Annotated in this window: 21 protein-coding genes; 10 read left to right on the plus strand and 11 right to left on the minus strand. The window is 43.0% G+C overall.

What is annotated here, in order from left to right; translation table 11 throughout:
- The first annotated feature begins 128 nt into the window (after window positions 1-128).
- Window positions 129-3,110 carry a beta-phosphoglucomutase gene (gene pgmB / locus F6K49_RS15700; protein ID WP_293098139.1) on the plus strand — a complete coding sequence of 994 codons (2,982 nt, stop codon included), beginning with the start codon at window positions 129-131 and terminating at the stop codon, window positions 3,108-3,110.
- Between the two features lie 137 nt (window positions 3,111-3,247).
- Here the strand turns inward: pgmB and F6K49_RS15705 are convergent, their stop codons facing one another.
- The 3 genes from F6K49_RS15705 to F6K49_RS15715 all read right to left on the minus strand — a co-directional run bounded on the left by F6K49_RS15705 (window position 3,248) and on the right by F6K49_RS15715 (window position 6,676).
- Window positions 3,248-4,282 (minus strand): glycosyltransferase family 4 protein, encoded by a 1,035-nt coding sequence (locus F6K49_RS15705; protein ID WP_293026252.1) that lies wholly within the window; start codon window positions 4,280-4,282, stop codon window positions 3,248-3,250.
- Between the two features lie 340 nt (window positions 4,283-4,622).
- The gene (locus F6K49_RS15710; protein WP_293026250.1) at window positions 4,623-5,312 is read right to left on the minus strand and encodes a Crp/Fnr family transcriptional regulator; all 690 of its coding nucleotides are present in this window, start codon (window positions 5,310-5,312) and stop codon (window positions 4,623-4,625) included.
- Window positions 5,313-6,364: 1,052 nt separating this feature from the next.
- Window positions 6,365-6,676 (minus strand): hypothetical protein, encoded by a 312-nt coding sequence (locus F6K49_RS15715; RefSeq protein WP_075902243.1) that lies wholly within the window; start codon window positions 6,674-6,676, stop codon window positions 6,365-6,367.
- 278 nt (window positions 6,677-6,954) lie between these two features.
- Between F6K49_RS15715 and surE the strand changes: the two genes are divergently transcribed.
- Both surE and F6K49_RS15725 read left to right on the plus strand, forming a co-directional pair.
- Window positions 6,955-7,638 (plus strand): 5'/3'-nucleotidase SurE, encoded by a 684-nt coding sequence (surE, locus tag F6K49_RS15720; RefSeq protein WP_075902245.1) that lies wholly within the window; start codon window positions 6,955-6,957, stop codon window positions 7,636-7,638.
- Window positions 7,639-7,823: 185 nt separating this feature from the next.
- Entirely contained in the window at window positions 7,824-8,762 is a 939-nt protein-coding gene (locus F6K49_RS15725) for an NAD-dependent epimerase/dehydratase family protein (RefSeq protein WP_293026245.1), read from the plus strand.
- On the opposite strand, the gene pgsA is transcribed toward F6K49_RS15725, so the two are convergent.
- Together pgsA and F6K49_RS15735 are read right to left on the minus strand one after the other, a co-directional pair.
- Entirely contained in the window at window positions 8,708-9,259 is a 552-nt protein-coding gene (gene pgsA, locus F6K49_RS15730; protein WP_075906374.1) for a CDP-diacylglycerol--glycerol-3-phosphate 3-phosphatidyltransferase, read from the minus strand. The two genes, F6K49_RS15725 and pgsA, sit on opposite strands and share 55 nt — an antisense overlap.
- Before the next feature lie 223 nt (window positions 9,260-9,482).
- Window positions 9,483-10,460 carry a hypothetical protein gene (locus F6K49_RS15735; protein ID WP_293067793.1) on the minus strand — a complete coding sequence of 326 codons (978 nt, stop codon included), beginning with the start codon at window positions 10,458-10,460 and terminating at the stop codon, window positions 9,483-9,485.
- A 1,195-nt stretch (window positions 10,461-11,655) separates the two neighbouring features.
- On the opposite strand from F6K49_RS15735, the gene F6K49_RS15740 reads away from it, so the two are divergent.
- On the plus strand, window positions 11,656-12,825 hold the full coding sequence (locus tag F6K49_RS15740; protein ID WP_293021163.1) for a glycoside hydrolase family 68 protein: 1,170 nt from the start codon (window positions 11,656-11,658) through the stop codon (window positions 12,823-12,825).
- Between the two features lie 248 nt (window positions 12,826-13,073).
- Here the strand turns inward: F6K49_RS15740 and F6K49_RS15745 are convergent, their stop codons facing one another.
- Both F6K49_RS15745 and F6K49_RS15750 read right to left on the minus strand, forming a co-directional pair.
- Window positions 13,074-14,351, minus strand: coding sequence for a serpin family protein (locus tag F6K49_RS15745; protein WP_293021161.1), 1,278 nt, complete (start codon window positions 14,349-14,351; stop codon window positions 13,074-13,076).
- 1,066 nt (window positions 14,352-15,417) lie between these two features.
- Entirely contained in the window at window positions 15,418-16,017 is a 600-nt protein-coding gene (locus F6K49_RS15750; RefSeq protein ID WP_293021159.1) for a rhomboid family intramembrane serine protease, read from the minus strand.
- On the opposite strand from F6K49_RS15750, the gene F6K49_RS15755 reads away from it, so the two are divergent.
- On the plus strand, window positions 15,988-16,179 hold the full coding sequence (locus F6K49_RS15755) for a hypothetical protein (RefSeq protein ID WP_293021157.1): 192 nt from the start codon (window positions 15,988-15,990) through the stop codon (window positions 16,177-16,179). The two genes, F6K49_RS15750 and F6K49_RS15755, sit on opposite strands and share 30 nt — an antisense overlap.
- Window positions 16,180-16,274: 95 nt before the next feature.
- Window positions 16,275-16,892, plus strand: coding sequence for a class I SAM-dependent methyltransferase (locus F6K49_RS15760; protein ID WP_293098143.1), 618 nt, complete (start codon window positions 16,275-16,277; stop codon window positions 16,890-16,892).
- A 252-nt stretch (window positions 16,893-17,144) separates the two neighbouring features.
- On the opposite strand, the gene F6K49_RS15765 is transcribed toward F6K49_RS15760, so the two are convergent.
- Window positions 17,145-18,008, minus strand: a complete 864-nt coding sequence (locus F6K49_RS15765; RefSeq protein WP_293021154.1) for an SWIM zinc finger family protein — start codon at window positions 18,006-18,008, stop codon at window positions 17,145-17,147.
- A 433-nt stretch (window positions 18,009-18,441) separates the two neighbouring features.
- On the opposite strand from F6K49_RS15765, the gene F6K49_RS15770 reads away from it, so the two are divergent.
- On the plus strand, window positions 18,442-18,672 hold the full coding sequence (locus F6K49_RS15770; RefSeq protein ID WP_293062643.1) for a type II toxin-antitoxin system Phd/YefM family antitoxin: 231 nt from the start codon (window positions 18,442-18,444) through the stop codon (window positions 18,670-18,672).
- A 79-nt stretch (window positions 18,673-18,751) separates the two neighbouring features.
- Here the strand turns inward: F6K49_RS15770 and F6K49_RS15775 are convergent, their stop codons facing one another.
- The 3 genes from F6K49_RS15775 to F6K49_RS15785 form a co-directional block, all read right to left on the minus strand.
- The gene (locus F6K49_RS15775) at window positions 18,752-19,123 is read right to left on the minus strand and encodes a DUF5615 family PIN-like protein (protein WP_075902114.1); all 372 of its coding nucleotides are present in this window, start codon (window positions 19,121-19,123) and stop codon (window positions 18,752-18,754) included.
- Complete coding sequence (locus F6K49_RS15780; RefSeq protein ID WP_293044716.1) at window positions 19,098-19,451, minus strand: DUF433 domain-containing protein; 354 nt, start codon at window positions 19,449-19,451, stop codon at window positions 19,098-19,100. The genes F6K49_RS15775 and F6K49_RS15780 overlap by 26 nt, the downstream gene beginning before the upstream one ends.
- Before the next feature lie 338 nt (window positions 19,452-19,789).
- The gene (locus tag F6K49_RS15785) at window positions 19,790-19,987 is read right to left on the minus strand and encodes a hypothetical protein (RefSeq protein ID WP_008185695.1); all 198 of its coding nucleotides are present in this window, start codon (window positions 19,985-19,987) and stop codon (window positions 19,790-19,792) included.
- Window positions 19,988-21,045: 1,058 nt separating this feature from the next.
- Between F6K49_RS15785 and F6K49_RS15790 the strand changes: the two genes are divergently transcribed.
- From F6K49_RS15790 to F6K49_RS15800, 3 genes are read left to right on the plus strand one after another with little or no spacing between them, the layout of a single operon-like run.
- The gene (locus F6K49_RS15790; RefSeq protein WP_293021146.1) at window positions 21,046-21,255 is read left to right on the plus strand and encodes a hypothetical protein; all 210 of its coding nucleotides are present in this window, start codon (window positions 21,046-21,048) and stop codon (window positions 21,253-21,255) included.
- Between the two features lie 54 nt (window positions 21,256-21,309).
- Entirely contained in the window at window positions 21,310-21,468 is a 159-nt protein-coding gene (locus F6K49_RS15795; RefSeq protein WP_293098148.1) for a hypothetical protein, read from the plus strand.
- Entirely contained in the window at window positions 21,465-22,793 is a 1,329-nt protein-coding gene (locus F6K49_RS15800) for a P-loop NTPase fold protein (protein ID WP_293098151.1), read from the plus strand. The genes F6K49_RS15795 and F6K49_RS15800 overlap by 4 nt, the downstream gene beginning before the upstream one ends.
- Window positions 22,794-22,807: the final 14 nt, after the last annotated feature.

The raw sequence follows: 22,807 nt of genomic DNA on the forward strand, positions 1-22,807 counted from the left end.
CTTCTGTTCACACCCCCATCACCCCTCTCTCCTACTCCCTAAACCCTACACCCTATACCCCACAAGCGAAGGGAAGCGTTTGACCTCACTCAAGGAACCACCCACCACAGCAACACTAACGACTAACTATGGATGCCAAAGTATCGTCCCCATCTAGCTCTAACCACATCTACAGCGACTGGACAGTAACTGAGACCAAGTTTGATCCGACTCAATTGCACTACAAGGAAACCGTTTTTACCATTGGCAATGGTTACCTCAGTACCCGAGGTAGCTTTGAGGAAGGGTATCACGCTGCATGGCCAATGACATTGATTAATGGTGTCTACGACGATGTGCCAGTTGTCTATACTGAACTGGCTAATTGTCCTGATTGGCTACCTATAGTGATAGTTGTAGAAGGTGAACGCTTTCGTCTTGATCAAGGCGAGATCTTGCACTACGAACGTCAACTTGACCTGCATCGAGGCAAGCTAACTCGTGATGTGCGTTGGCGTACTCCTGGTGGTAAGACTATCGATATCCATATCGAGCGTTTTGCCAGTATGGCTGATGACCATGTATTAGCCCTTCGCTGTCAAATCACTCCGGTGGATTTCGATGGGGCAATCGAAATTCAAGCCAGCATCAATGGTTACCCAGATAACCAAGGGGTGCTCCACTGGGAATGGTTGAAACAGGGTCAGATTTCAACTGGAACTAACCAGACATCCGAAGGAAGTATCTGGTTACACGTTCGCACCCGTCATACTGCGATCGAACTGGGTATGGCTTCGAGAGTCAGTGTAAGTGGTGTTGATGATGCCCAAATACAGCTCAAGGGCTGTGAAGGTCACCCCACCTTAGCCACTACCTTACAAGTGCGCTCAGGACAGCTGGTGACCCTGGATAAAGTAATTAGTGTGTTCACATCCCGGGACACCGAAACCCCAGAAAAGGTAGCCCAGGAACACCTGGTCAACCAACCGGATTATCTCACCCTATTCTCTCGACATGAGGCAGCTTGGGATAAGATTTGGCAAGATAGCGATGTTGTCATTGAAGGGGACCTCAACGCTCAGATTGCTATACGCTACAATTTGTTCCAACTGTTCATTTGTGCTCCCCGTCATGATGACCGGGTGAATATTCCCGCTAAAACCCTTTCTGGTTTTGGCTATCGGGGTCACGTTTTCTGGGACACAGAAATTTTTATGCTGCCCCTGATGATATTAACTCAGCCCCAGATTGCCAGGAATTTGCTGACCTACCGTTACCATACTTTACCTGGGGCAAGGCGTAAAGCTAAGCTTCAGGGCTATCCGGGAGCCGTTTACGCCTGGGAAAGTGCTGACACCGGTGACGAAGTAACCCCTCGCTGGGTTCTCTCCGCTGAGAAGGATGGAGACCCAATCCGAATTTGGTGTGGCGATCGCGAACTCCACATCACTACTGATGTAGTCTATGGTATCTGGAAATATTGGCAAGCTACCGGTGATGATGACTGGGTGGTACGTTACGGTGCTGAAATTATCCTAGATACAGCGGTATTCTGGGGAACTCGGGTTGAGTGGAATGGTAAACGGGAGCGCTATGAACTCCGGGATGTGATTGGTCCGGACGAATACCACGAAGGGGTAGACAACAATGCCTTCACCAACCGCATGGTTCAATGGCACCTAGAGACTGCTCAGTTTGTCCTAGACTGGTTACGCCGGGAACATCCACAGAAAGCTAAAGAACTGGAAGAAACACTGGAGCTAACTCCAAGCCGAGTTAGTCTGTGGTCTGAAATTATCCGTCGGATGTGGATACCCTATGACCATGAAAGGAACTTAATCGAACAGTGTGAGGGGTTCTTCCAAATTGAAGACATCAACCTGGAAGATTACGAGCCACGTACCCGTTCCATGCAGGCTATCCTTGGCATTGAGGGAGCAACTAAAAAGCAAGTACTCAAGCAGCCAGATGTCTTGATGTTGCTATACCTGATGCGGGAGCAGTACGGCGTAACCTCTAACCCAGACAAATATCGGGAAATTTTGCAACGAAGTTGGGACTACTATTCTCCTCGCACCGATCACACCTATGGTTCGTCCCTCGGTCCTGCGGTTCACGCCATCCTCGCCTGTGAATTAGGAAAGACCGAGGAAGCTTATGTACACTTTATGCGGGCAGCGATGGTAGACCTAGAAAATGTGCGGCGTAACGCTCATGAAGGAATTCATGCTGCTTCCGGTGGTGGTCTATGGCAAGCTATAATCTTTGGATGTGCTGGGATCAAGTTCACAGACAACGGACCGGTTGCTACTCCCCACTTCCTACCGGGCTGGACACGTCTGAAGTTTAAGCTGCAATGGCGTGGACAGAAGTACGAGTTTGATCTAAATCCAGAAACCAGTACTCAAACAGCCCAATCTGGGGCTACCATCTCCTCAAGTTCTCGACCCCCCGGCTCTCCAGCTCAAATCCAGGGTGTGATTTTTGACTTAGATGGCGTAATCACTGATACCGCAGAATATCATTACCAAGCTTGGCAAAAACTAGCTGATGAAGAGGGTATTCCCTTTAATCGCGAGGCCAACGAAGCACTGCGGGGTCTTTCACGTCGAGAGTCCCTGATGGAACTTTTGAACGGTCGCTCAGCCACAGAAGAGCAACTCCAAGAGATGATGGATCGCAAAAATAAGTACTATCTGGAATTGATCAAGAACATCTCTAAGGCTGACTTACTACCTGGAGCTCTAGAGTTACTGATTGAACTCAAGGAAGCTGGTATCAAAGTTGCCATTGGCTCCGGTAGCAAAAATGCCAAGGAAGTTATGGAACGATTGGGTATTAGCGATCGCATTGATTCCATTTCTGATGGCTACAGTGTGACCCGCTCTAAGCCAGCACCAGATCTCTTCTTGCACGCAGCACAGCAGTTGGGATTGGAACCCGCTTATTGTGTAGTAGTAGAAGATGCCGGATCTGGTGTCGAAGCCGCTCTAGCTGCTGGTATGTGGGCTGTGGGACTTGGTCCGGTTGAACGAGTTGGAGCAGCCCACCTGGTGTTACCCAGTCTCGAAGGCATACACTGGAGCAACCTCCACAAACAATTGGCAGGGAATCGTTTAATTCCTTGTTAGGGTATTTGAGACTAAATATTTGGAACTAAATTGGCTGGGTGAAGTCTAATTCACCCAGCCATATTTTTTTTGTTACAGTCCTAAGTACCGAGTAGCGAGTGCTGAGTGTCAACTGGCAAGTCCTTGTATACACACACTCAGCTATGCTGTTCTAGCAGTTTCTGATAAGCCGCTTCATAGCCATCAACCATCTTGGGAACACTGAAGAACTCTTCGACATACTTACGGCATTCTTCGCGAGAGAGTTTAAGAGCCTCTGGAATGGCAGCGTTCATATCCTCAGGAGTGGCACAGATTATCCCAGTTTTCTTGTCGGCCACCACCTCCGGTACAGAGCCAAATCTCGTGGCAATCACTGGAGTCCCAACACACATCGACTCAATCATCACCAAACCAAAAGGTTCAGGCCAGGTAATCGGAAATAGGGTCAAGCTGGCTTTGGATATTAATTCCACCTTCTGTTCATGAGTCACTTCACCCAAGAATTGAATTTGTTCACCGTCAATTTGAGGAGCAACTTCTTCTTCGAAGAACTTCCGGTCAACTGTATCAACCTTGCCTGCCATTTTCAACCGCCACCCAGTTTCACGGGCAATTCTGATCGCATGATGAGGTCCTTTCTCTTGTGACAAACGACCCAAAAATGCCAAGTAGGGGGGGTCAGCTGCTTCAGGATTGAACGGATAATCGTCAATCTGAACACCATTGTAAACGGTGGCAATGTAATTCATATCCGGTCCGGATGACCGCTGATGATTACTGATGCTAATATGGGGTATGTGGCGGTATCGCTCATAAATCTTGCTAATATTAGGGCCAAAGCGACCATGCATGGTAAAAACCACAGGGGTCTTAATCCTTTCCATAACCAAAAAGGCTATTGGTCCTAAGTGAAGGTGAATTAAGTCAAACTGATCAGCGACCTCGCAAATTTGAGTCAATTGCAGTAGCTCGTAAATTAGCGGTACCTCTACGGAGGGGTCAAGGCGCAAAGCCTGAGGAGCCACAGAGTCTAGTTTTGCCTTAGTGATCGAATCTCCAGAGGCAAATAGAGTGACATCGTGACCGCGACGAACTAATTCATCAGTGAGGTGGCTAACCACTAGTTCTATCCCACCATACCCTGGTGGGGGAACTCTCTCCCATAAGGGGGAAACTTGAGCTATCCGCATATTATAGTCCTCCAAAAATCTTCTAAATTAGCTTGATTGAGAGCTAACAAAACTTAAGATGGTGTATCTATCACAAATAAAAACTGATTCTGCTATCTTACAGAAAGTTTTTAGCTTTTGGGAAGAAGCTAGACGTAATCTATCTACATGCTCCGAGAGTAAGTCTCTACCATACAGGTGTAGATAGGTTAATTAATTTAAGTTTTATTTAACTTTATGAAGAAATATTAGCTTATATTAAGTAATCTATCAAGCTCGATATTGGTAAATTCAGCCAAATCTCCTAACCAAGGCCCACGCCTCCCTGATGGCGCAGGTAGCACCTAGAGCTAATCTTGCCTCATGAGCTACTTCGTCTGACAAGCTGAGTTAGCGGCTTGATATTCATCAAGCGCATAGTCTGCTGCTCCGGGTCAGTCTTAATCCAGCCCTTACTCTCCAGCTTTTCCATAATTTTGGTAGTATCCTCCACACTGATATCTGTGATATCAGCTAAGTCTTGATAGGAAATGTTATATATTTCTGTGCCTTTTTCAGTGATTTCACCGTAATTGTCTGCCAGACCAACTAGAGTATTGACTAAATTAACCGCTGGAGGCTGATAGCGATTTTGCAACCGAACATTGCTCTGACGTAACCGCCGCACCATCAGTTGTAACATGCGATGGTGCAACTGGGGATCTTTAAAGAGAGTTTGAATAAAGCGTTGCGCAGAAATGGTCAGTAGTCGCACGTTCGACATGGCAACGATATCGGTGGAGCGGGGAGATTCATCAAGAATTGCCATTTCACCAAAAAAGTCACCCCGACCCAAAATTGCCAGTGTGACATCGTTTTCACCGCGTAAGTGTCGCACTTTAACCCAGCCGGAGACAATAAAGTAAACAGCATTACCCCAAGCATCCTCCATGATGATAGCTCGGTCGGTCGGGTACTCATGCTCCACCGCAATGGATTCAAACCATTCTAAGGTTTCTGGGCTAGCTGTATTAAATAGTGGGAAAAGCTCACTATAAGCTGTAGTCTGCATTAGGGTTCTTTAAGCTGAGATTGAAGGTAATGATACGCAGTAGTGACGATCTGGGACTGCTTGGACACTTCCTAGCCTAGCAGTGAAGTGATAGTGGTTAACCACATTCTAATGAACCAACTCTAATGAACCAACAAGTAAATAAAGGTGAAGACTGATAATACTGTCAGCTGTGGACTGTTGAGTGTTATCGTTCACCAGTTACGTAGATAATTTAATTCCACCCTCCCCTACTAACCTGTCGCCCATTTAAATTTAATAGTTTAGTGCCTGAACCCCTTTGTTGGTACTGATGCGTGAAAATTAGATGGGAACTTAAATCTTTTAGATGGGAACTTAAATCTTTGATTGTAGCTTTGATTGTACTAGGAGAGTCTTTTTTTCCTAGAGTATGAACCTATTCACTACCAGAAGGTAGTTAGAGCATCCCGAATCTAAAACCCTCTATCAGTTAATTCTGCGACCCAAAAAAATTGACTACATTTAACACTAGCTATTCCCGTTGTTTTAACCCCAGGTTCAATTGGGAATTGCATCTCTATTAGCACCAGCCCATCTCAGACCATAATGAAATAGCCCTGGTATAACGGTTACTTTTTTTTTTCTATCCAGGTTTTAACGTACTTTTTGCCGTTTAATCCTTTTTTTCAAGGATGTTAACCCGTTAATTCAAATTTAAAATAAAGGGTAGTTTTAATTTAAAATTAACTAAAATGGCCAAAGTTTTGAGGAACTTACTGTATTTTTAAATCCTGACTAACCGGATTTTTTGAACTTGTAGATCATAATCTAAATTACAAACACCAGTTCTCAGGGATTTAATAGTCGTCAATTATTTCTTAGTTTTTGTTTTTATAATGGTATCGACCTTACCATTATTCTTTCAATATATCCTTATATCTTCTCTGAGAGAAGATATAAGGATAAAAAATTGTGTCTTGGCTTACCCTTACTAACTATGGATAGAGTAGCATGGTAATGCCCTCCACCACTTCTTGTTAAAGAAGCTGACGGCGAATAAAGTCAGCGCCTTGAGTTTAATAACTGCGGCTCTATTGACAAACAGTTTCCCTGGTTCGAATCTGCCTATTGTGAGCTTGGGCAATTCTCTGTTTCCGATTTTGGGCAATGGCTTTGACTAGTCTAAAAGGATTAATACCGTGTTCGTTAGCATAGCGTAAGATATCTTGCAGCTCTTCTTCGGTAAAATTAACAGTTGGCTGAGAGTGGGTAGATGGCTGATTTTTGCTATTTTGAGTCATAATCCTGGTTTGCCAATAGGTTGAAAGTTGTAGATGTATCCCTGACTTGCCATAACAGTTGCTTGAAAGATTTTGAGCTGAGGTTGTCAGATGGCTGATCATGGGCAGCTATACCCATTGAGCGGTCAGCTTACGGGCTACTTTCCTGGGTAAACAGCTATTAGCTCGCTCTTCTGTACGGAGATCAGAGCTTAAGTTCAATAGCTAAACCAAAAGCTAAGTTTATACCCAAAGGAAGTATAAGGGTGCAAATGCTCAAGCAATTTGAGATGATTGGTTTTAAGTTTCTAATACGGTTTCGATATTCCTTGATAGTTTGGCTTGGATTAGATCGTTTCCCATACTCAGCTGTTAATGATTAACCACTAACGACTAAACTAATGACTATAATCCTAACGAACGACGATGGGATAGATGCTCCCGGAATTAAAGCACTAGAGCAAGCGGTCAACGGTAACGGTAATTTTGTAATTATCGCTCCGAAGGAGCATCATTCAGGCTGTGGCCATCAGGTGACTACATATAAACCGATTCACGTCCAACGTCGGTCAGACTATGAGTATGCAGTCTCTAGTACCCCAGCGGATTGTACTCGCCTTGCAATATCACATATTATACCAGAGGTAAAGTGGGTTCTGTCAGGTATTAATGCTGGCGGTAACTTGGGGGTTGATGTCTACATTTCTGGTACAGTGGCGGCGGTTAGGGAAGCGGCGATACAGGGAATACCAGGTATTGCGATTTCCCACTGGATTAAAAAACCTTGGGTGATTAATTGGGAGGTGGCAAGTCGTTGGACAGCTAGGGTGTTGGCGGATTTGTTGAATCGTCCGATTGCTGCTGGTACTTACTGGAATGTGAATTTACCTCACTTGGAACCGGGGTCACCTGAGCCAGAGGTGGTATTTTGTGAACCGAGTACTCAACCGTTACCGACAAAGTATCGTGTGGAGGGGGATCACTACTATTATGAGGGGGAGTATGACAAACGCGATCGCGCTCCTGGTACTGATGTAGATGTGTGTTTTTCGGGTAATATTGCTGTGACTCAGTTGCGACTTTAAGGTATCAGGACTTACCCAAAACTGGGCACCAAACCCCCTTAGGTAGTAGGGTGCCCCTACTAGTAGAGTAAGTGCCCAAGTCCTGACCATGCTATGGGTGGTTTGGTTTAGAACCACGAAGGCACAAAGTCCGCCCAGAGGTAATTAATAAATCAGTGAATCAAAGTTTTTAGTAATTAGTGACCATGCGAATTTTAATCATGGGTGGTACCCGGTTTGTTGGGGTTTATTTAACCAAGGTTTTGGTGGAGATGGGTCATGAAGTGGTGCTGTTCAATCGGGGTAATAAGCCAGCGCCACTGCCAGGAGTCCAACAGATTCATGGCGATCGCAAGGATCCCAATCAGCTCAAGGAAATGTTATCGTCTCAAGAGTTTGATGGAATTTTCGATAATAATGGTCGGGAGTTGAGTGATACTCAACCGTTAGTGGAAATTTTTAAAGACCAGGTGCAGCATTTTGTGTATATGAGTTCGGCTGGAGTGTACTTGAAGTCAGATCAGTTACCCCATCTCGAAGGAGATCCAGTTGATCCCAATTCTCGCCACAAGGGTAAACATCATACTGAGGCTTACCTACAAGAACTTGGGGTGCCGTTTACAGGGATTCGTCCAACTTATATCTATGGTCCCCAAAATTATAATGATGTGGAGGCTTGGTTTTTTGACCGGATTGTTCGCGATCGCACTATTCCCATCCCTGGTAATGGCATGCACATTACTCAGTTAGGTCATTGTCAGGACTTGGCGAGGGCAATGGCAGCAGTATTGGGGAATAAGGAAGCGATTGGTAAAATTTACAATGTGTCCGGGGAACGCTATGTCACCTTTGATGGTTTAGCACGAACCTGTGCTATGGCCTGTGGTAAGTCGGCTGATGAGGTCAAGCTCGTGCATTATGACCCGAAGCAGTTTGATTTTGGTAAGCGCAAGGCTTTCCCATTTCGATTACAGCACTTTTTTGCTGATATCCATAAGGCTAAGACGGAACTTAACTGGCAACCGGAGTATGATTTGCTTTCCGGACTGAAGGATTCCTTCGAGAATGATTATCTCGCTTCAGGTCGGGATCAAGCTGACGTGGATTTTGCCGTTGATGACCAGATATTAGCAGGTAACAGGTAAACTAAACCAGAGATTAAGGTTAGGACCACCGATAGCCAGAAAAGGACTAGGGATGGGATGATCCAGGTGTCGGGAGTTGGTGCAATTAAAAGTGCGATCGCACTAATTTGACTGACGGTTTTGAGTTTACCCCAGATATTGGCTCCCTGTATGCTAGTGCTACCGGATAACTTGGGGTTAACTCGCCAACCTGCGATCGTTAACTCCCGTGCCAAAATCAAACAGACTCCCCAAGCGGGGACCTGACCTAGCTCAATTAATGCTAGTAGGGGCGCGAGTACCAAAAATTTATCGACTAATGGGTCAAGGAATTTGCCTAAATCAGTAATTTGGTTCAGTTTACGAGCTAGATAACCATCTAACCAATCCGTTCCAGCAGCAAGGAGAAAGATCCCGAAACCGATCCAGCGGCTTTGGTCAGTTGGGTGATTCAGGAAGTATAGGATAAAGGGCAACCCCAGTAAGCGGGAAAAGGTAATCCAGTTAGGCAAAGTCATTCTGGTAATGGGTAATGGGTAATCGGTAATCGGTAATTGGTAATTGGTTACTGACCATATTAATTTTAGGGGCACAGGCCGTGCCCCCTTAAGCATTTCGTCTATGGAAGTGAGAACCGACAGAGGAGAGGGAATAAATTTAGTATGTACCTCATCAAACTGAGAACCGCTATAATTCCTCTTCCTCGTTTCCGATTGCCTATTACTGACTTCCCGAAGACGTCTAATGAACCATTGCTGGTTCAAGCACTATCAAATTGCCCTCCTCATCAACTGTGATCGGCAGAGGTTCGCTGATATCGCCGAGAAAGCTACCGTCTAGAGCGAAATTACGCCATGACATAAAGTACCAGATCTGATCAGGACCTTGTACCAGTTTCCCGGAATAGAGCCGCTTCACTGAATCAGCCCAGAGCGCCCTTGGAGCAGAAAATGGTCCTAAAGGATTATCAGCAACCATGTAGAACGTTCCCGTGAGGTTACTATCAACAAACTCTCCTGGGGGGATCGAGAAGAGCAGATAGTAGCGCCCCTTGATAAGAACCACTTGCGGACATTCCATAGTCCCGAACGTCATAGGCTCAGTTAATGGTGGTAATACTTGCCAATCAATCAGGTTTTGTGAAGTGGCATGAGCAATCACGCCCCGACTTTCAGCAGGACCATAGTTAACGCGACCAGTAATTAAAGCATGAAATTCCCCTGTTTCTGGATCCTGAAACACCCAAGGATCGCGCCAGGCTTCATCGAACCAAAGGTTTTTCTCAGGGTGCTCGAGATCATACTTCTCGTAGTAGCGACTATCAGCCTCGATCACCGGGTTTTTCGGATGTTTTTCCCAGTGGATTAAATCTTTGGAGGTCGCAAGGCTGATGCGTTGGATTTTTCCTTGCTCTTTGCGATCAGTGCTGGTGTATGGGAGATACCACAGGCCATCATGACGAATTACGCAGCCAGTCCAATTAGTGTACTCATCCACGTCACCATAAGCTTCAGGCTTCATAGCATCTGGTAGAATCTCCCAGTGCCGTAAATCCTGAGAAACAGCGTGACCAAATGAAACATGCCAATGTCGGTCTTCTGGATCCGGTAAATCCTTAGAAGCTTGCAAGTAAAATAAGTGATAGTCGGAAATATCTTGAGCTAGCCAGAAGTCCCAGATCCATTTATCTGGGATTTGTAAACTGTGATTAGGAAGCATGAGTTACCTGCTTTTGTGTAAGAGTATTAGTTAGTGAATAACTGTGACTAACTCCCTAGAACAGTTAGCCTCTTTACTAAGGCGTCAACTAGAGAGTATAAAGTAATAATTCGGTAGTAGGGTAAGGTAAGTAAAATTCCTTACCGCTTAATTAAATCCTATCTAACTAATTATTGTGTAATTTATAGAAGCAACGCCTAATGATTAAACAATAGTCTATGTATCCAAGCCAATTTTTTTTCCTGAATACATTAAACTAGTGAGGAATTACGTACTGATAGGAGTGAAAACTATATCTATACTTTGGACGGGCATAAAGTTTGAGTTTGATTTAGCTATCAGCAAATACCATCACTGTTGACCGCTCAAAGCATAGTAAAGCATAGTGTTTTAATTGCTAAATTACCCTCTAATCAGATAATCAGAGAGTTACTACGTAATTCCTAATATTGATTCAGAATAGGTTAAGGCTATACCATTTAAGCGAGGTCTGTACTCGCTTTTTTACCTATCACTACCAAACTTATTCCAAGATAACAAATAGTGTTGGGAAAATGTCACTAGCCAAATTGCTGATTGATTGCGATCAAAATCAAATCTTTAACTTGTGAAGACATAGACGAAGATTTAACTAAGGTGAGATTACTAGGATGTAAGCATTTAGCTATCAGCTATCAGCTCTCAGCTCTCAGTTCTCAGCTCTCAGCTTTTTAATAAAACAGGTAAGCATTGCTTTAATTTCTGTTAAGTTAGCTGACCGCTGACCGCTGACCACTGACCACTGACCACTGACCGCTGAATGCTTACACTAGGACTTACGCAGCTGAAAGGAAAACCCGAAGCCAAACTCGAAGCCAAACTCGAAGCCAAACTCGAAGCCAAACTCGAAGCCAAACCCTAATTTTAGGGTTCTAAGGCTTGCAGCCTCTAGATAAGATCTCAGCCTATACCTTGATGCTTACGATTAGCAAGCCTACCGATAAGAGCCTAGATCGCGTAATCTTAATGTAGCATTAAGTATTATATGTGGAGCAGATTTGGCGATCGCAAATCCTTGGGAAATTCTCAGTATAAATACTGAGATTGTGCCCCATATCCCTGCAATTTGATGGATCCCCTTGTCAAAAAAATAATAGATTGATTTAATAAAGTAATATTTCCTTAACAAAACTAAAAATATCTTAAGCAGAAGCTGATGATACAACAACTCGATCACGGCAGGAGCGACGCTGCGACCTTAGAGCAACTGTTCAACCATGATATCAGCATCCAGACAACGCCTCATCAACCTGCTCCAAGTAAAACAGCTCTCTCAAAATATCTCCTGCTTTACCTTCAAGGAGGAAAGGATTTAGAGGGAGTGCCTTGGCAGAGAGGGGAAATGGGTGGGGCTATTCTTAGTGAAGATTTGTCTGTAATTAAGCACTTAGGTCCTGTGTTTCAGCCAGACCGGGATGACTACTGGCGAAGCTCTCGCCTTCTAGCAGGAAGCTTACGGTTGGTAAACGAAAATTCCCTGTATTTCTTTTACGGTGGATCTCCAGACCGTCCTAATTTGCTTCATGAGTATATTGGCTTCTGTAAGGGAATCATTAGGGATAATCACGAGATTGATTGGCAAGCTCCCCAACTGATCGAATTTCTTGATTGGGAGAAATACTACGATTACTCTGACCATCCATTGATGCCAGACCAACGTCACCGCCAGTTGCGGGATCCTTTCCCCATCTTTCACGAAGGCAAGTATTGGATGTTTCTATCTGCTGCTGCCAAGACAAATTCCCAACCCAAGAAAGGCTGTATTGGTCTAGCAGTAGCAGATCAACTCGAAGGACCCTATACACTCTTGCCACCAGCCCTGTTTCCTCATTTCATGACCGATGAAGGTGAGCAAGGTCTCTTTTACGAGTGTGAACGAAGCCACGTTTACTATAAAGGAGGAATGTGGCACATGTTCTTCTCTGTGATGAAGCAACATGTGGATCCCCGTTGGCTTGAGCAACTTGGTGATGACGCTGCCTCGATTACTGACTCCAGCCTGTACCATTTTGTCTCGCCACAGATCAACGGTCCCTATCAGCCAGCAGGGGTGGTACCGGTGGTGAAAGGATCCTCCGAGTCTAACTTGTATGCGATCAACTTCGAGCACAATAACCAACAAGAACTGATCGCTTATGGATTAAATTTAGGAATGCAGGAACTGGATGTTTCTGGTCAGTGGAAAGTGTTGTGGGACAACGATTATCCAGAAATTAAGAAAGTAAGTCCTTCTGGTCAGCAGAGTGTTGCTGATCCCTCGTCACTATTATATGGACGTGAGGGATACTTTATTTGGGATGCAATTCTATTCAAGCTACCTGCCTAAGGTTAACTAGGTTACCAGGTTAAAGGTTATCTTTTGAAGCTTTAACGTAAGCATATGCGCTACCTCACAGGCTAGAAGCCTGTGCCACGCACGCTACTTGAGGTGCAGTCAGCGGTCAGCGGTCAGCGGTCAGCTTATTTTATTCAAAAGCACCGATGACGCTACGCTGTTCGCTGATAGCTGCATGCTTACCCTTTAACTTTCAACCTTTAACTTTCAACCTTCACACTAATTCAATAGCTAATAGCTTACGGTTCCACAATCGAACCCATGAACAAAATTGCTCCAGTTTTATTGTCCCGAACAGTACAGAAAAAAGGACGGTTAACCACTAGATTGAATGGTTGATCTATACTAATGGAAGTAGTAACAATACCGATAGAAGTAGCAGCCGCTGCTTCTGTGCCTTCTTCATTAACTTCTACAAAGGTTTTGTGCTTGACTTGACTAATCGCTGCTGATTCAGAGGTCAGATTAGAAAAATCCGCCTTATCGGTAAACGCTACATCCATCCCCAAAGCTTTTAGGGAATCGTTGAGTTTAATATCGTATTCAAATTTAAAGCGGGGTAGCCGAATTGACCCATCCCGAGACCTAAACTCTTTCATCCATTGTAGCCAGTTTTCCGCTGTGAGTTGTTGTTGAAATTCTGCCAAGCTGCTCCCTTCACGGGGTAAGAAAACATATAAACTCAGCCGTTCTTTACCGTAGGGAATACTTACAGCTTGAAAGGCATCATTTTCATAGTACTTATACTTCCCATACTGATACATCATTGGGTGTTGCTTTTGGTTTGAATCAGAGATATAAAAAGCTTGATCAGACGTTTTACTTTTATCGAATTCTCTGGTCCAGCTGCCTTTGAAATAGATGGCATTGATTAAGAAGAGTAAATCATCCGCTTGAGTGCGTTCGACAATCGTTTTAATTTTGCCGTTTGTGTTATTTTTGACCCAACGGTTAATTTTTTTTGCAGCCTTGGCACTACTAAAATCAAGTTCTGTGACCTCTGCTTCGTAGAATTTCTGGTTGTTTTTAATAAATTTGGGGTTGATGTCAATGCCTTGGTTAGCCCACAGGGAGTTGGCAATGGACAGCTGAACATCAGGGTCAGCATTTTCCAAGCTAGCCTTTAAGGCGTTATTTCCCTGGTTGAGTTGATCTAGACTTAATCCCTCTAATTCTAGGACTTTTGCCATAGCCTCTTGAGTCTCGCCGCTGGCACCGTTGTAAGCCATGTCTAGGGCAATGGCGATGCTGGTGGGAGAGACAAAAATATTCTTGTTAGTGTCCTGCTTGAGAATTTCTGAGAATAGCTTGAAGCCAAATTTAGTATTAGCGTCTACAAGATTGGTATCTACGTCTAGAGTTGGTTGCTGGTCAGCTGAAATTGATTCTTTCCTTGGTTCGGAGTTAGGCATAGGGTCAAGGGCATTGGTTTTTTCCGACACACACCCCAATATACCTGTAAGCAGGATGCTGACTGCCATAACAGTGGCTATACGACTAAGCATTTGATGGTTCATTTGATCGTCTCCGTTGCTAATACCCTGTTCTAATATGACCATTACAGGATAATTCGGTTCCTTTAGTTACGGTTTTTGCTACCGGGAATGGGTAATCGGTAATGGGGAATGACGATCTATAGCAGAAGTCAGAAGTCAGAAGTCAGAAGTCAAACTCTTGCGCTTACTTAGGTTTGAGACTTTTGTAATGTCCGCGCCTGCCCTGGCGACTGCTATAATCCTGGTGTTCACCAGTCTAAATAACCTAATTTACACATAACCAACGTTATCCAAGAGTCATGATTTCATAAATTGTGAAGGTTTTAAGCGCTCCACACTTCTGGACTTTTCGGTATTTTTTTTGTCCCTTACATATCTGTAGTCTTTTAAGTTGGCTTTTCTGTTATCCATAGCCAGAAAGCGCTGCACAAAAGGCTAGTTGTATCATAGGTAATTATAGTCAAGTTTAGGCAAATATTACCATAAATTACTGATCGTCCAGATTTTTTGCCCTTGACAGCCACAATTTTTATGCTATTATAGTTAAATTTGATTAAAAACTATACTCCAGATTCTGCTGAGCAACAACCTAAATCAAATACAAAACCATACATTCAGCAAACCAGATCACAAACATCGCATATCTACAATGAAGTTGACGAATAACACACCCTGCCTCCACTAGTATCAGGCTAGTGGAGTTTTTTGCGCTTAGATCACTTGATGCTCAGATTGACTAGATCGACCAAAACAAGCAAGTTTATAAAAATTTATATGAAATCACACCAAAAATTGACATTAGGCCAACACCAAATCATACATGATTAGCCAATAATAATAATTGAGAACACAAAGAGAAAAGCACACCCCGTTAGTCTGGCCGCTAGCGGGGATTTTTTTTACCGGACCTACGGCCAGGAGCCAGACCATTTGACCAGTAAGGCTCAAAACTGGGTAAATTGATGATGGGCAGAATTTAAAAATTCTCTCTTCAAACACCGCCGGGCAGACGGTGTAAACTTTCCGAGGGTAAGTTCGTTGGAACCCCTATGAAGAAAGAATCCCCGTCCTTCAAGGACGGGGAGTGTCAAAGAAACATATTCCGAAACGTGTCCAGATAGCTGGCTGCAAGCATACCTGCCAGGAAGCCAAATAAATGTCCTTGCCAGGAGATCCCTGTTTCACCAGGAAATAAACCTCTGAGTGTAAAACCATAGAGACCACCGATAGCGCTAGAACCTATGACTAACAGGGGCTTACCTTCTAAATACCCCTGTGCGATCAGAAAAGCTACATACCCAAAAACTACACCGCTTGCGCCATAAGAGACAGTGTTAGGTGAACCAACTAGCCATTCAGCCAAACCACCAATCAAGACTATCGCCAAGGTCACGACCCAGAAATCATCGGTTCCTCGTAACAATACCCAACAGCCAAGGATCGCAAACGGAATAGTGTTTCCGATTAAGTGTTTCCAGTCTTTGTGCAAGAAGGGTGAAAACAAAATACCAACTAGCCCGAGCCAGGTGCGGGGTTGGATACCAAATTTTTCGTTGAGTGCTCCCCCGCATAAGACTAAATTGACAAAACTTATCATCCAGGCGTAAAGAACCAAATCACCCACTGCCTGGAAGTTGTCACCCCAAGCATTTCGGAATTGATTAATCCAATCAAATATAGTTGTCATACTTCACCCGGTAGCCTGCACGCTCATATTTATGTTTACTACTATAATTTATATAGGGTTTCTCATAGTAATAAGGTACACATAATTTTTTCATTATTCCCTATTCCCTATTCCCTACTCCCTACTCCCTACTCCCTACTCCCTACTCCCTACTCCCATTAACCCAGGATTTTGTCCCTCACCTAATTAAGAATTGCTCTCTATATATATAATTGATCATGAGTGCCAATTCAAGGTTATCCCAAGGTAATTGGAGCATGAGTTTATATTCAGAGTTAATTTTTCCCCGATTTCTGGACTGGGTTATGTCTGACCCGGTCTTAACCAAGTATCGTCAAGAGGTTTTATCTCAGGTGTCTGGGCAAGTATTTGAAATTGGCTTTGGCACAGGATTAAATTTAAGTTATTACCCCAAGCACCTGCAAAAACTTACAACTATTGATGTTAATCCTGGGATGGATTCCGTAGCCAAAAAACGTATTGATGAATCGGAAATTAATGTTGATTTTCGGGTACTGAATGGGGAAAATTTACCGATGGCTGACCATAGCTTTGATAGTGTAGTTAGCACCTGGACATTGTGCAGTATTACTAAGGTAAATCAGGCTATAGAGGAAATTTATCGGGTGCTAAAACCAGGGGGAAAGTTCTTTTTTATTGAGCATGGCATGAGTGATGAGTCTAAGGTTCAGGTTTGGCAAAATCGCTTGACCCCTGTACAAAAGATTATCGGGGATGGCTGTCATCTAAATCGTAATATCAAGCAGCTGGTTGAAAACCATTTCCAGATTCTGAAGTTAGAAGAGTTTTATGAACCAAAATTTCCTAAGATTATGGGCTATATGTATAAGGGTGTGGCTCAGAAGTCTTGTTAGCATTAAGCGGTCAGCGGTCAGTGGTCAGTGGTCAGTGGTCAGTGGTCAGTGGTCAGCCGAATGCTTCAAATAAACTTCATTTGGGATAATTTAATAGTTCGAGATTTTACAGAATTAAAAGTCTGGGTAAAAGCGCATCATAAGCATATGCTGAACGCTGATAGCTGATAGCTGATAGCTGATAGCTGATAGCTGATAGCTGATAGCTTAAATAGGCACATTAGTTCCAACAGGAACTAAATTATTACCCTATTAACTATCTCGATTTAATGCTGAAATTACAGCTTGCTGGCTGACTATCTGATAAATTCCTTTGAGATACTGCATCACACGAGGGTCAGCTGCTCCTAGAGGAATTGTTCCTAAGACATCGAGGACGGTTCCACTATCTGTTGGTGGTGCAATTACCACGAGGGAAGAATCGAGGGGCTGATCGTATTGCCAAAATTGCTGAATATTGACTGAGGTTTCAGGATCGCCGATTGCTGATTCCCCCTCTTCCCTGTTTGGATCAGGGTTTTGATCACCGGAAGTGAGATTTGGAATTGACGATGGCTGCTCTGTGGTGGAAGTTTCCCCTGCTTGACCACTGCGTAATTTACGCAAGGCATCAAGGATTTGTTCTTTGGTGCTTCCCCGCAACTGGAACAAAACAAAGGGGTCTTCGCTGAAGCGATCGCCTAATTCATAGTATACTGCTGCGATATGCTTACAAGGATTTTTGGGATCGGGGCAATTGCACTGGGAACGAACGTCGGAGAGGGTGAAGGGAAATAAACTTAAACCATTGGCAGTAAAGACTTCTTCGATATTATGGGGCATTTCTCCTGCTAATAACTGAGCTGAGTAAATTGCTTTACTTGCTAGGGTTTGCACCACATAATTCCAGTCTTCCTCGGTAAAGGGTTCGATGGAAATGGTTAATTCATAGGGCTCCGGAGCAGTTCCTTGAACTTTGGCGACTACTTGTGGTCCTAGAAAGTCAATACTGAGAATATTGCCTTCTTTGGCATAGATACGTCCCCGTTCCAAACGCTTTTTGAAGCGATAGGAATTGAGTAAGTCATTCCAACGTTCTACCCACCATTCTTGGGTTTCGATTTCGTAGTTTGTCATTTATATAGCAAAGAAAACAGGGAGTAGGGAGTAGGGAGTAGGGAGTAGGGAGTAGGCAACAAATGCTTATATTAGCACTATAGCTGTTTCTAGTCTAATCAGGTAAGCACTATTTTTTCGCTCTTCCCTGTTCCGAAGTCCCTGCTCCGAACGCGCCCCGCGTTCGGAGCAGGGAGCAGACCGATTTTTGGCAACTTTACACAAGTTAATACAGCGATGCAGCTTCGGAACAGGGGGTTTCCCCCACTCGCGCTTTGCATCAAGAAGTGAGGTTTATTTTTGTCCAGGTACATATTTATGGTTTTTTAGGGAACAGGGAACAGGGAATAGGGAACAGGGAAGAGGTAAAAAATCCTGTGTAGCTGATAGCTATGAAAAACCATGTAAATGTGATATAATTTTAGTGTTACCTAACTCCGTTACTAGTTTCATAATGAAAACAATTTCAAAAAGTATACTGAAAAGCAAACTGCTGGAGTTATTGCAGCTTGTAGAGTCAGAAGGGGAAGAAATTGTAGTCACTGATCGGGGCAAACCAGTGGTGATAATTTCTAAATACGGTAATTTATCCTCAACAGAACAGTTATTTGGAAAAATGCGCGGTAAAGTCAAGTATTTTGAGGATTTAACAACTCCTACGACAGAAGAATGGGGAGAAGTGTGAAAATTGTTCTCGATACTTGCGCGTTGATTTGGTGGAGTCTAGATCCAGATAAGCTTTCTCAATCGGCGAAAGACCTTTGCTAAACGCTATAACTGTGTGGAAGATAAATAATTTGGTCTTGATATTCGTTTTCAAAAGATGCCTCAGCTAGAAAAACCAGCTCATCAATATTTTCTCCCATACTTAACTTGGTGTTGAGAATAAAGATTCCTGGTATGTGATTCCCTTCTGCAATATAATCAGCTAAATGGGTAGGCATAGATTTACGATTATTTGTTACCAGCACAAAACCATACTCGTCACACCATTTCAGAATTTGGGGGTCTAACGTTCCTCTTGCAGGAGTATTCGGTTCACCAACAATCCACATCACCAAATCAGGAGAATTCCGGGTCAATTGGATTTTGTAAGCAGGATTGACATTTTCATCCAATAGATAGTTGAGAGTCATCAGCTTTTTTGATTACTTTTCGTTCTGCTCTCAACTTCCGCAATCGCAGGGCAGAGGTCGAGGGGTTAATTTGCTGTGCTTTCAGTTGCTGGTGACTCCACTCTAACCAGTCAGCAACATATTGGCTGACCATTTCTTTATTGTGTAGATAATAAAGAATAGTAGCATAAACCTGTTCTAGATTTAGGGATGGATAGGTTTCGGCAATTTCTTCAGGAGTGCGGGCACGATGGATATAATCATAGAGAATAGTTTCTATTCCTATTCTTGTGCCTTTTATACGAATATCGTCCACACTGAGGAAGTCAAAATAGTCTTCTAGTTGCATTTTTTTATAGCAAAGGGAACAGGGAGTAGGGAGTAGGGAGTAGGGAGCAGGCAAGAGGTAAAAAATCCTGTATACCTGATAGCTATGAAACACCATTTATTAATTTTATCATACTTTGATGATGTTGGAGTACAGGCTTACTGAACCACCAGTATTGGATTACCGATTCCCAATTATAAATTATAAATTATCTATATATTCCAAAACAAAAAAAAATAGCCGCAGAAATACTATCCACGGCTATTTCAATCACCTATGTCAGAAGTTTCCAAACCAATCCGGACGTGATCCGATGGGATTGGCCAAGGGGGGGGAAACCCCCCCAGAAATTTAAGGTGTTATGGCAACAACAAGTACTTGGTCATTATCGTAATGAATTCCCCTGGAACCTCCGTGGGCTGCAGAGGACTCCACTCGGAAATCTCGGCATAGCGCAGACCATAAAGGGCGTACATCGTGTTGAGTACTGCTTTACGAGAACCCTTCAAGATGTGCTTAACGGCTTGTTTGTTGGAGTTTGGAGTAAATTCTGACATAGGTCAAAGATTCAATTTGTTGACAAGTATTATTGTAATGATTATACAACTATTTGTCAAGGGTTTTTAAAGGTTTTTTTTTGATATTTTAAAGTTAATAAAAAAAGCAATACTATAACGTTATCGTTAGCTTATAAATAAACAAATGCCCTAAAATATACTTACATTGCTATCAATATTTATCCATACTTAAATCCATCAATCCCTACAAATAGTCTTTGTAAATAAATGTAAAAAACTAAATTAATCCTTGCATTTTTTCCAGGATTTATCTATACTATAGATATTGAGACTGAGACTAATAACCGCGCTGGTTCAAACCATTAACCGACGCCAGCGCGGTTTTCCTCCCACCTAAATAGGAGTTACTTCCATGATGGCAAAAATATCACAATTATCAATACAGCGGTTTGCAATTGCTGTTAGGTACAACGTCTGGGCTTTTAGGGAGCAGGGAGTAAGCAATAGGCAATAGGCATGCTAGCAATAGGCAATAGGGCTATAAGGCTCAAGGCTTAACAATAGACCAGACCAGGTAATCATTTGTGACACACCAGTACCCATTTATTCCTAACGAGTACTAGTTTCTCACACACCAATACTATTTTCTTGTAAACGAGTACTGCTGTGTAACAAATGGGTACCCGTTTCTTCCTAACGAGTACTAGTTTCTCATTAACTAGTACTTGTTGCTAATAAACTAGCCAGTCAGCAAAGCTTGTAGGGTGGGCAAAAACCCTTTGGTTCTTTGAACAATTCTAGATACTATCATTTTGCCCACCCTACGCAACTAATAAACTAGCCAGTCAGCAAAGCTTGTAGGGTGGGCAAAAACCCTTTGGTTCTTTGAACAATTCTAGATACTATCATTTTGCCCACCCTACGCAACTTCTTTTAGGGTGGGCAAAAAGCCGTTGATTATTTGTAAGTAGGGTGGGCAAAAAGCCTTTGGTTCTTTGAACAATTCTAGATACTATCATTTTGCCCACCCTACGCAACTTCTTTTAGGGTGGGCAAAAAGCCGTTGATTATTTGTAAGTAGGGTGGGCAAAAACTCTTTGGTTCTTTTAAAAATTCTAGATAATATCATTTTGCCCACCCTACGAACTGTTCCCTGTTCCCGTCTTGATGCAGTCGCTCATGGGGGAAACCCCCAAGACCGCTTAGGTGCGCTTTCCGTTGGCGAATTAAATTCGCCACGGGTCGCACCTCTGCATCGCTATTCCCTGTTTCCTAAAATCCCTAAATTGTATACCTCACCTAATTAAAAACCGCAATATATTATTTTATAATAGGATCATTACCAGGCAGCCATAGGGCAATTGCCATTTAATTGTTTCCATCTTCCCTACTCCCTACTCCCTACTCCCTACTCCCTACTCCCTACTCCCTACTCCCTGCTCCCTACTCCCTACTCCCTACTCCCTGCTCCCTGCTCCCTGCTCCCTAAAAAAATCCTTTATACACATCACCCCCCATGAGCTTAATCAAAAAAATCTACAATAAATTTCAACCATTTTATCCCTTACCAGCCAACGATCCAGCTTATGTAAACTGTAGTGAAGTCAGGGGAGATGACGATATTTTTATGAAAATTGGTAAAACAATCACCTTGTCAGATAAAGCGACTTGTCAACTTTATACTGGACATCGAGGTGTGGGGAAATCAACCGAGTTATTGCGTCTGGAAGATTATTTGAAGAAGGATGGCTGCTTTGTGGTTTATTTTCCAGCAACGGAAGGAGATATTGATGAAATCGATGCTCAATATACAGATATTCTGTTAGCTTGTACTCGTAATATTTTAGAGAAACTTAAAGAGTATGGGTCTCCTAATCCGTTATTAAATTGGTTACAGTCTCGCTACACTGAATTAAAGGATTTGGCGTTATCGGAGGTGGAATTTGAAAAATTAAGTATTGAAGCTCAAATTCAGGTTTTTAGTAAATTGACCACAAGTTTGAGACGAATTCCTAGTAGCCGTGAAACCATTAGAAAACAGGTTGATAATTATAGTGTATCTTTAATTACAGCGTTAAATGAATTTATTGAAGATGCTCAACATAAATTACCTGAGGAAAAATCCAAAATAGTTGTGATAGCAGATAACTTAGATAGAATCATCCCCCTGGAAAAAGGGAATGAACGGACAAGTCACGAAGAAATATTTATTGATTATAGCAGTCAATTAACAGCGTTGAATTGTCACGTAGTTTATACCGTGCCTATTTCCTTAGCGTATTCCAGTCAAGCTACTGAATTAAGAAATATTTATGGTACTCCTCAAGTGTTACCAATGATTATGGTAAAAAACCGCCACAATGAATCCTATTCAGAAGGATTAGATAAATTAAAAGAAGTTATTGAAAAAAGGATTCACTTAGTTGACCCTACGATTGATATTGATACACAAATCTTTGATACTCAAGACAGTCGCATTGAGCTTTGTGCTATGACTGGTGGTCATGTCCGAGATTTGATGCTATTGATGCAATCAGTCATGCGTTATATTGATGATTTCCCGATTACTACAAAAATAGTTAGGCGGGCGGTTAGTGATGCTAGAGATAGCACCTATCGTAATGCGGTTAGTTCTGAAGAATGGCAAAAATTAGCTGAAGTTTCTCTTTCCAAGTCTATCCCCCATGATGAATACTATCGTAGTTTGCTATTCCGTCGTTGTCTCTTGGAATATCGAGAGTTTGATGCAGAAAATAATCCTGTACGTTGGTATGATGTTCACCCTTTAATTGAAGGGACACCTGAGTTTAAATCTGCTCTTGATGAGTTGCGTAGGGTGCGTTAGAGACGGGCTTCCCC

It is taken from the genome of Moorena sp. SIO3I6 (genome assembly GCF_010672095.1).